Origin of the sequence: Rhizobium ruizarguesonis (assembly GCF_012349115.1) — a bacterium.
In the GTDB taxonomy this organism is placed as follows: domain Bacteria; phylum Pseudomonadota; class Alphaproteobacteria; order Rhizobiales; family Rhizobiaceae; genus Rhizobium; species Rhizobium ruizarguesonis.
The window spans coordinates 184,146-193,467 of sequence record NZ_PQIG01000024.1 but is presented as its reverse complement, the minus strand read 5'-3'; the positions used below and the strand labels follow the sequence as shown (position 1 = coordinate 193,467).

The following is a 9,322-nucleotide window of genomic DNA, read 5'->3' as shown; positions in this document are numbered from 1 at the left end:
AAGCCTGTGGCAGCCGCCTTCGCCGGGGAATTTGCCCTTTTGGTGTATCTGAGCCATGGCGGAGTTCGGCCATAAGCGAACTTTCCTGGCTCACGGCCATGGTGTACTTCTGTCGAGAAGATACCTGCTGGTGCGTGCTATGACCGGAAAGTTTTTAAGACGCGGCGCTATCGCAGACACGATTAAAAGCGACGAGCAAATGAACGCGCAACAAAAGCGAGCAGGGAAAACTCGCTATCACGTCGATGTTGTTTCGTGTGGCTGCCCCGACGAGAATTGCGGCGCGTTTCATGTTCTTCGGACGGAGCGCCCACTTCCCACAATCACCGAAGCCGAGGCTACGCTGGTTGCGCACCAACGCACCCGAAAATCTCGCGACGATCGACGGAAACACTACAGCCGCCGGAAAGGCAGGACAACCTTCGGCGCATCGCGGACGGCGCTTCAGCGTAAATGGTCATGCTTCTGTTTCGGTTGCAATGACGGTGAACACTGGTTTTGCTGGGGTCACGACGTCCATGCATGTGTTGCCGGTAATGAAGCGATAATGGCAAGTCGGACCGACTTGGATGCTAACCACCGTTTTCCAAGCTTCAGATTGAGACGTGTAGAACGTCGCTCCTTCAACGCGGTATGCGAAATGCTCGCTAACTAATCCCTCGTCAGGGTCATCCTCGTGCTCTGTGCTCAGCGGAAACTCATCCACAATTCGCACAATACAGGGCCCATCAAACGTAATCCTCAACAGATGCTCGGGATCATCGACGTAGAAACTTGCTTCGACGCGTTGGCCAGTCCGCCAGCTAAAGGAACGAAGGTCGCTTGCAGTAGCACGGATGGAAATGCCAACGTCTAGCGGAATGTACTTCATGAAAATGCTGCTCGTATCGAATGCCGTCGCAGTGACATAGCCACGCAAAGTGATGACCGCAATTGGTGCAAACGTCACGACGAAAGGCGAGTAGCCCCTCTATCTTTGGGCGCTTGATGGCAGGTCCGGTCGTCGCTCCCCAACTCCCTGGCGGACGAGCGATAGAGCAGCGATACCTGCCTCATCGGCTGCACGCAGAAGCGCTTCCCGAAATTGTTCCGGGGCAATCTTCCCGCTCAATGCGTCGACGCAGGCTTTGACGGCTGCCACATATTCCTCGCCGTCATCGCAAGGCCAGTCGTTGATCAGGAGACGCGCCGCGTCGCCCAGCGTCCATACGATCTTGCGAGACGCCGGGCCTCGCAAAGCAAACCCAACCGGCGTGAATGCTGATGATGTATTCCAGCACATTGTCCTCGACCCCTCAAGGCACGGATACCGCAGTTCCCACGTTCAATATACGCGCGTAATTTGTAATTTGGAATTGAAAAGTGTTGAGGTGTGCGGCTTGAACGCGAGCTGCCGGATGAAGAAGAAAGGGCGCCCTGGAACCTTATGTCGGAGCGCCCTGCGCTCCGTCGAAATGTTGCACTGATGGACGCATTCCGGGTTCGCAGCAGTTTACCCCGCCGGGTGTCAGCGGGCGCACGCTTCCCTATTCGGTCCCACGTTTCGCTGCGCTCACCGCAATTCGGTGGTGACGCGGAAGATGCCGCCAGCGGAGGCGTCGGAGCAGACGACGAAGGTCGAGCCCTCTTGCGCCATGAAGGCGACATTGCCGCCGGCCTCGCAGGGAGTGGCGCTCCATTGCAGGATGATATCGCCATTGTCGGGCAGTTTCTCCGGTGTGATCTTCGCCGCACTTGCCATCCATTCCGTCGCCGACGGCAGGTGGACGGGCGCGTTCAACTGCTTCGACAGCCAGGCCGTATAGTTCTGCGCCACGGCAAGCGGCACGTCGTCGGCCGGCTGCTGCGGATTGTCGGCATAGGCCTGTGCTGCGGCGGGATCGGCATTGGCGGTGTAATATTCCGCCATCTCCGCACGGGTGACCGCCTTCGTCTGCATGCAGAAGGACTTGTCGATCTTCACGGCGTCATTGGCAACGCCAAGCATGCCGCCGAGCTCCTTCATCGAGGAGGTCATCAGCCGGACGTTCTCCAACGAATAACTCCCCGCCGGGACGGTCTCGAAGGCAAGCGTCTGCGAAACCGGGCAGAAGCCGCGCGCCGACAACGCCTCGAGATCGGCAAGGATCGGCTGGTAGGCAACGACCGCGAGCTTATAGGCCTCCGCGCTGTAGCGGCCGTCGGCCTCGCCGATCTTCGGGGCGAGGGCTGCAAGCGTCGGCTCCGCAGCACCTGCGCGTGTCGCGATCGAGGCGCTGAGATCGGTGACTTTCTGCTTCAGCGCCGTCGCCTCGTCCTTTGCCGCCATGACGTCGGCGATGACGGCGTCGAACAGTTTGGCGGCGTCGCCATAGCCAGACGTCGCGGCTGGCATCTGCCATTGCTCGGCCTTGGCCTTGGCCTCCGTCATCAGCCCGCTCGCCTTTTTGACGTCGGGGCTATCACCGGCACCGATGCGATCGACTGTTTCGCGTTTTGCCGCCGCGTCCTTTTCGGCCGCAGCCAGTGCGGTGAGCGCCTTGGCGAGATCGTCAAACGTCGTTTTCGATGCGTCGTAGGCGTCGACCGCAGCATGCATCTGCTTGGCAGTGGCGGCGTCGGCGGCAGCCTTCATCTTGGTGTCGGCCTCGGCAAAACCTGGCGCCTTGTCGCCGCCTGCAGCCGAAGCGGCAGCCTTCGCCTTCTCGGCATTCTCCTTCGAGATGCCGATCAGCGCATTGCCGAGGTTGATGGCGGCCGTCTGGAAGCCCGGAAGCGCCTTTTCGTAGTCTTCATCCTTGAGCAGCGCATCGGCAGACGTCAGCGCCGCAGCACCCGTATCATAAGCAAGCTTTGCCTGGTCACCGGAAGGGCGCTCCGGCGCCTTGGCAGCGATCGCCTTCTGCTTGCGGCTTTCGGCCTCCTTCTTCCAGGTGCCGACATCGGCGACAAGCTTCGGATCCGGGCGAAGAAGTTTCGGAATGGTGACGACACCGACGCCGATGCAGATCAGGAGCAGTGCGCCGATCATGGAGAGCTTGGCAAGCGTCCACTTTTTCGGTTTCGGCGCCTCCTGCTGCTGCTGCATGCCGCCGCGCGGGTCCCACGACATCGGCTGGATGCCGGTGGTCACGCGAGCGAATTCGCCCAGCGCATCGGCGCCCGTGCGCGGTCGCTGGGCGGGGTCGCGGCTCAGCATCCTTTCCACAAGGCTTGCAAGGCCCTCGGGAAAACCGGGGATCAGCACGTCCAGGCGGGGAAAGACGTTGGAAGGGTCGAGATGGATGTTCTTCCAGCTCTGCTCGCGCTGGTGCTCGTCTTCCCAGACCATGACGCTGTCGAAGACGCTGGCATAAGTCTGCCGCGGCAGGAAGAGCTTGTAGGCGATCATGCCCATGGCATAGATGTCGAGCGCCGATGAGGCGGAGAAAGTGCCGCTGGCATAGATTTCCGGCGCCCCGAATTCCGGCACATAGGGCGGGATGATGTGCTCGCCGATCTTCGAGATCAGGTGCAGGTTGCCGATCCGGACCGACAGGCCGGAATAGTCCTCGGAGACATAGATGCACTGGTCCGTCAGCGCGTTGTGGGCATAACCCGCGCCATGCAGCGTCGCCAGCCCCTCGAGGATGTGGCGGCCGATCTCGACGGCGCGCTCGTAAGCCACCATTTCCGTTTCGTCGAGATATTGGTGCAGCGTTTTCGATGGCCGCTTCTCGACGATATAAAAATTGTCGTCTTCCGGCGATGGCGGAATGAGGTCTTCGATTTCGACGAAGCGTCGCGCGGTGAGAGATTTGGCCTCGTTGATGGAGGTCCAGACCCGCTCGAAACGAGCCTTGTCCAGTTTCAGCGCCACATCGGGCGTGACGATGAAGACCGCATGGTCCATCCGCTTGTCCTGAGCGGGATAGACGATGAACTCGTTTTCATAGATCGGCTCGCCGATCGTGTAGCGGGCGATCAGATCACTTCTCATGCACGTGTCCCCCTGCATTCATTACATTCATGAAACCGAATTCTATTCGCCTGCCAGTAATGGATCACCGATAAGGCCTGCGGCCAGCAGCAGGCCGCTTCTCGTATCGCGAAGCGCAAAGGCAAAACGGGCATCGGCGACCACGCGAACAAGCTTCGGATCGATGCTGCGTTCCGTGATAACAGCTGTGGATGCCGCCGCCTCCGTCCCGTTTTCGTCAACCTTGATCACCGTCTTCTGCAGGACGCGCGACAAGCGGATGTTTTCCTTGGTAAAACCCGGGAACCCCGCATCCTTGGCCTTCTCGGGCGCCACTCCCATCGCATTGAGTACCGGCATCAAATCACGCCCGTCGTTCAGGGAAAAGCGGGGCAGGAAGATTTCGCCCTTGGCAGCTTCGAATTTCTCGCCCTGAAGCCAGGAGGCAAGCGCCTTCAGGTCCGCGCCGCCCACACCCTTGCCGGATCGCGCCGCCACGACGACCATGCTGTAGCCCTCGCCGGCATAGGCGAGATCGACGGCCGAGAATTTCTCGTCGGAGCGAAACCTCTGCCCATCGCTGGCAAGATGCATCATCGGCACCGAAATCGTCGAGCCATCCGGCCGCTGAAAGGGGCTTGCCGGGCTCTCCTTCTCGAACGACGTCTTCCAGTGCGCCTTGAAGGAAAGCGCGCCGAGGCTGACGAAGCCGCCGCCGGGCGGTGCGTCGAGGATTGACGGAATGGCGCCCCTCGTGGCGTCCTTGACCCAGCCGTTGATGTGCTCGACCGATTTCGGTCCGTCGAGATCCTCGATCGAAGGCTTGATACGGTGGCCGGCGAGCATGGAGAGCGCATCGGGAACAAGCACCAGCTTGTCGTCGAAGACGATCGCGACCGCCGTCGCCAGCGGCGCATCCGCCGCTGCCGGCTTCTCGGGGGTCATCGCCTCGAGCACCGTCTCCGGTCCCTTCACTTCGCCGCCGAAGCCGAGGCCTTTGGCGATCGAGGCCTTGCCCGCATCGGAGGCGCCGAGGCTTGCGAGACCGAGTGCTGCGGCAAGGCTTGCCGGCGACACCATGATATTGGCAGCACCCTCCTTTGCCAGGCTGCGGTCGATGAGTTCGGCGGCAAGCCCGGCTTGTGCGGCAAGCATCGCCTTGCTGTCGCCGAGGTTGCCGGCATGGGCGGCCGGGGCAAGCGTTATCAGGGAAGCGGCAAGACCCGCCAGCAGAGTGGATTTCGGCATGGTTCGCTCCTGTTCAGCGGACGCGATAGAATTTGGAATCGAACGACCATTTGCCTTGGGCGCCGGTCTCGTCGTCGCCGACGATCCTGAGGCTTCGAGCGAGATCGTAGACATAGTTGAAGGCGGCGCGCTGGCCGACGAGCGGCGTCGGCACATCGGGCAGATCGAGCACTTCGATCGGCTTGTCGCTGAGGATGGCAACGACCATGCCGACGCCGGCCGGTCCCTCCACCACATATTCGAAGCCGGTATAGGGATTGCGCGCATCGGGCACCACGACCGGCCTGGCCGGATCGAGCCGGTTGTCGCCGCTTTTGGCTGATGGTTTCAGGCCCATCGAGCGCTTGTTCGGGAAAAGCTGCGTCAGCTTGCCGGAGGCGTCGATATCGACCAGGATCAGGTAACCGGATTTTTTGGTGGAGACGCGCATCGCCACCTTGTCGCCGATGCTGACCGCGGTGCCGGGCAGCACGTCGACGGCAACGCCTGCCTCATTGTCGCTCTTCAGCGTATTCTCGACGGCGGCGACCGCCGTCTTCGCCTCCTCGCCGGTGATGACATCCCGGCCGAGCGCATCCGGCTGGCCATAAAATTGCGGGACCGGCGTGAAGCGGCAATCCTCAGCATGCGTCCGGCAATATTCGTCCGATTTGCGCCGGACATAGTCGAGAAGGGCGGCATTGCTGACATTCGGCTTGTCGGCGGCGCGTGCCACGCCATCCTGCACGCCTTCGATGAAGCGGCGGGTGAAGACGCCGACCGGCGGCTTGGCTTCGCGATCGACAAGGGCCCACTGCCCCGCGTTGACGGCCGACCAGACCATGGCGCTTTCGCCGCCGAAGGAGAATTTCGCTTCCTTGCCTGACTTGTTCGGCGGTTCGAGCGCTGCCAGCGCCGGGCCGAGGCACCGCACCGTGCCGGAGGGCGCTGCCACCGCGCTGCGGCTGCCGGGCCCCACATGGCAGGCATCGATCAGCAACGTGACGCGGCGATCCTTGAGGCTGTTCAGCCGTGCGGCGATTTCGGTTTCGCGGATCTGGTTGGTGACGGTCACCTTACCGGCCTCGCGCACCAGCTTGGCATCGACGGCCACCAGTGTCGGGCTGGTCGTTTCCTCGGCGCCCATTTCTTCCGAACCCTGGCCGCTGAAATAGAGGAAGACGCGGCTTCCGGGCGTCGACTGGCGCACCAGCCAGTCGTCGATCTCGGCAAGGATTGCTTCACGGGTCGCCTTGCGGTTGGTCAGCGTGTGGATTTGTTCCGGGCGGTAAGCGAGCGTCTTGACGAGGAAGACCTGCATAGCCTTCACATCGGTGGCCGAACCGGTCAGTTTCGCCTCGCGCATCTCGTAATCGTCGATGCCGATTAACAGCGCGCGATCGCCAGGCGAGCTTTCGATCACCGGCGTCTGGACGACCGGCGGCTGAACGGCGGGCTTGTCAGCCGGCGGGTTATCGCCGGCGGGCGCGTTCGGCATTTCGGTCGTGGCGGCTGGCGCGGTATCGCCGACGGGAGGGGTAGTGATGGCGAGATTGGCCTCTTCCTGCCCGGACTGCCTCTGCTTCGTCCCGCCACCGCTCGTGGTGGACGCGACCTGATCGTCGGCAGCAGGCTCGTCAACATTCGGCACGTCGCCATCGGTCTTTGCGGCGATCCAGTCGCGGAAGGCGGCAACACGGGTATACACACCGTAATGTTCGGCCTCGGCGCAGCCGGCACCCCAGCTGACGATGCCGAGCTGGATCCAGCGCTTGTCGGGACGCTGGGCGACGAGCGGTCCGCCGCTGTCGCCCTGGCAGGCATCCTTGCCGCCCTCGGCGTAGCCTGCGCAGACATTGCGCTCGTCGATCGGGTTCATCCGCATCGAGCTGTCGCGATAGGCGGCGCGGCAGTCCTCGCGCGGGACGATCGGCAGTTCGACTTCCTGCAGCTCGGTCGGCAGGTATTTGTCGTCCCAGCCGTGGTCTGCCTTGGTGTAACCCCAGCCGGTGACGACGGCCGGGTGGCCGGCGGCCTCCACTTCGTCATCCGAGGCCGAGGCAAGGATCGCCGGCTTCGATTTGGCGGGTTCGCTCAGCTTGATGAGGGCGATGTCGTTGGCGAAGACCTTGCGATCGAAATCCTCGTGAATGATCACGTCTTCCACGGCAAGGCCCGGCTTGTCGGGCCCGTCGACGGAGATCACCTTGTCGATCTTCGACTTGCCCTCGACGATCAGTAGATCGCGGGCGAAGAGATCCTGCTTGCCGGAGCGGCCGCTGGTGACGCAATGGGCGGCCGTCAATATCCAGCGCGGTGCGATCAGCGAGCCGCCGCAATGGCCGCCGAAGCGGCCGCGCTGTTCGGGGTCGGGCGCCAGGATCTTCACCTGCCAGGGCCATTCGCCCTTCTTGGCCGCCTGGCCGCCGATGACACGCCCGCCATCCTCGCCGGCAAAATCGGTGTCCTGCTGCGCCAGCACCGGAGCAGCCAGAAGCAGCATGACGGACGCAATATTGAGGACCCTGCTGATCGACGTGCTCATAGCTTGGCTCCGGCGGAGGTATAGAGGACCGTAAATCCGACACGTGCGCCCTCGGGCAGGAATTCGCCGAGGCGCTTGGCGATATTGCCGGCGGTGCGGCGCCTGTCGTTCTGTTTCAGGAATTCCACAAGTTCGGGCATCGGGGTTTCAGAGGTGACGGCGACGAGCAGGTCCGTGCCGAAAGGTGCGACGACGGAAAGATCGAGATCGAAGGTCTGAGACATCGCAGCATCGACCTCCTTCTCGTTGGGATAGAGGAACTGCACGGTTCCATCGCCGGTGACGTCGAAGAGCACCAGCTTGCGATTGGCAATATCCGAAACCGTGACGCCGACCCGCTCGCCTTCGCGATGGACGGCGTCGGAAGGCGTCACGCGCACGGTTTGCGGGTTTGTCTCGGACAGCCGCTTGAGGGTATCGAGCGCGGCCATCCGGTCGACGACGAAAGGCATGTCGCCGGCGCCGATGGCGGATGCGACGACATCGCCGCCGGCGATCGCCTCGCGTTTTTCGGGATCGAAGACGAGTTCGGCATCAGCACCCTCCGTCAGCTTGAACGGCGTGACGGCAGGATCGATCCCCTGCAGCACCGGCTCGGAGCCGAGGGCGGCAACGCTGATCGGCGCGGGCTCGGCAGGCAGCGGAGCGTTTGATTTCTCCGTCGCCGCCTGCGCTCCCGCCCCTTCGTAATTATAGACAACGGCGCGATCGAGATCCGTTCCCGGCGGACTTTCGGTAAAGATGTTCTGCCGCTGGTCGGTGAACTGGTAGACCGCCTGGCGCACATATTCGAAGAGCTCGCGGCGGCTGACGGCGCGGTCGCCGTTGCGATCGGCTGCCCCCTCGAAAGCGCGGGCGGTGGCATAGCTCAGCGCGCCGCGTTTTTGCGGAATTCCGGGAATTGATATCTCGGGCGACTTGGTGTTCTCGTCGACGGCGGCAAGAAAGGTCAGCCGCTTGAAATCGAAGCCGGTGGACAGTGCATCCGCCGTCGTCGAGATCGGCGCGAGGTCGTCCTCCTCGATCGTATAGGACGGCGCCTGGCGCCAGGTGATCTCGGCGCCGCGCGGATCGACGTCGCGGGTCATGCCGCCGGCATGGCAGGTATCGGCGATGAAGACGACATCGGCGCCCTTGGTCTCCAGATTGCGGATCAGCGCCTTGAACTCGTCACCGAAGATGCGTTCCCGTGATCCGGGCAGCCGAGTGTCGAAGCCGGCGAGCACATAGACCTCGTCGCGGCCGCTCGGTTTCGAGCCCTTGACGCGTTCCGGCTCACTCGACCCGTGGCCGGCAATGCCGAGCACGACGAGGTCGCCAGGCCTCGCCCTTTCCGTGACGGCCTCGATCGCATGGAAGATACCCTCGCGGTCGGCCGCACCATTTTTCAGCAGCGTCATGTCCTCGACGCCGACCGAGCGCAGTGAAAGCGAAAGGTCCTCGGCATCGGCGACGGCGCCATGCAGCGGCGGAACGTTGCGGTAGAGGTCGATGCCGATCAGCACGGCCCTGACCGCGCCGCGCTCCGGCGCCTCGATCACCCTTGCCAGGCTGTCGGTGGCCGCCATGGCGAGGAGGGCAAGTGCTGCGGCCATGGAAACGGATGCGGACAT

6 protein-coding genes are annotated in these 9,322 nt (G+C 62.8%); all 6 read right to left on the bottom strand.

Annotated features, from left to right (window positions below):
* Positions 1-457: 457 nt before the first annotated feature.
* A complete protein-coding gene (locus C3Y91_RS04325) occupies positions 458-871 on the bottom strand; it encodes a hypothetical protein (protein WP_246780170.1) in 414 nt (137 codons plus the stop codon).
* A 99-nt stretch (positions 872-970) separates the two neighbouring features.
* Complete coding sequence (locus C3Y91_RS04320) at positions 971-1,282, bottom strand: DUF982 domain-containing protein (protein ID WP_011655309.1); 312 nt, start codon at positions 1,280-1,282, stop codon at positions 971-973.
* Between the two features lie 270 nt (positions 1,283-1,552).
* Complete coding sequence (locus C3Y91_RS04315; RefSeq protein WP_168575067.1) at positions 1,553-3,958, bottom strand: protein kinase domain-containing protein; 2,406 nt, start codon at positions 3,956-3,958, stop codon at positions 1,553-1,555.
* Between the two features lie 42 nt (positions 3,959-4,000).
* Positions 4,001-5,185: a serpin family protein gene (locus C3Y91_RS04310; protein ID WP_168575066.1), complete on the bottom strand. Its 1,185-nt coding sequence runs from the start codon at positions 5,183-5,185 to the stop codon at positions 4,001-4,003.
* 13 nt (positions 5,186-5,198) lie between these two features.
* Entirely contained in the window at positions 5,199-7,709 is a 2,511-nt protein-coding gene (locus tag C3Y91_RS04305) for a trypsin-like serine protease (protein WP_130663540.1), read from the bottom strand.
* Positions 7,706-9,322 carry a caspase family protein gene (locus C3Y91_RS04300; protein ID WP_168575065.1) on the bottom strand — a complete coding sequence of 539 codons (1,617 nt, stop codon included), beginning with the start codon at positions 9,320-9,322 and terminating at the stop codon, positions 7,706-7,708. The genes C3Y91_RS04305 and C3Y91_RS04300 overlap by 4 nt, the downstream gene beginning before the upstream one ends.

Bases quoted from the DNA above. Each gene is read 5' to 3' on its own strand.
- C3Y91_RS04310 (WP_168575066.1), bottom strand. From the start codon at position 5,185: ATGCCGAAATCCACTCTGCTGGCGGGTCTTGCCGCTTCCCTGATAACG.
- C3Y91_RS04325 (WP_246780170.1), bottom strand. From the start codon at position 871: ATGAAGTACATTCCGCTAGACGTTGGCATTTCCATCCGTGCTACTGCA.
- C3Y91_RS04315 (WP_168575067.1), bottom strand. From the start codon at position 3,958: ATGAGAAGTGATCTGATCGCCCGCTACACGATCGGCGAGCCGATCTAT.
- C3Y91_RS04320 (WP_011655309.1), bottom strand. From the start codon at position 1,282: ATGTGCTGGAATACATCATCAGCATTCACGCCGGTTGGGTTTGCTTTG.
- C3Y91_RS04305 (WP_130663540.1), bottom strand. From the start codon at position 7,709: ATGAGCACGTCGATCAGCAGGGTCCTCAATATTGCGTCCGTCATGCTG.
- C3Y91_RS04300 (WP_168575065.1), bottom strand. From the start codon at position 9,322: ATGTCCGCATCCGTTTCCATGGCCGCAGCACTTGCCCTCCTCGCCATG.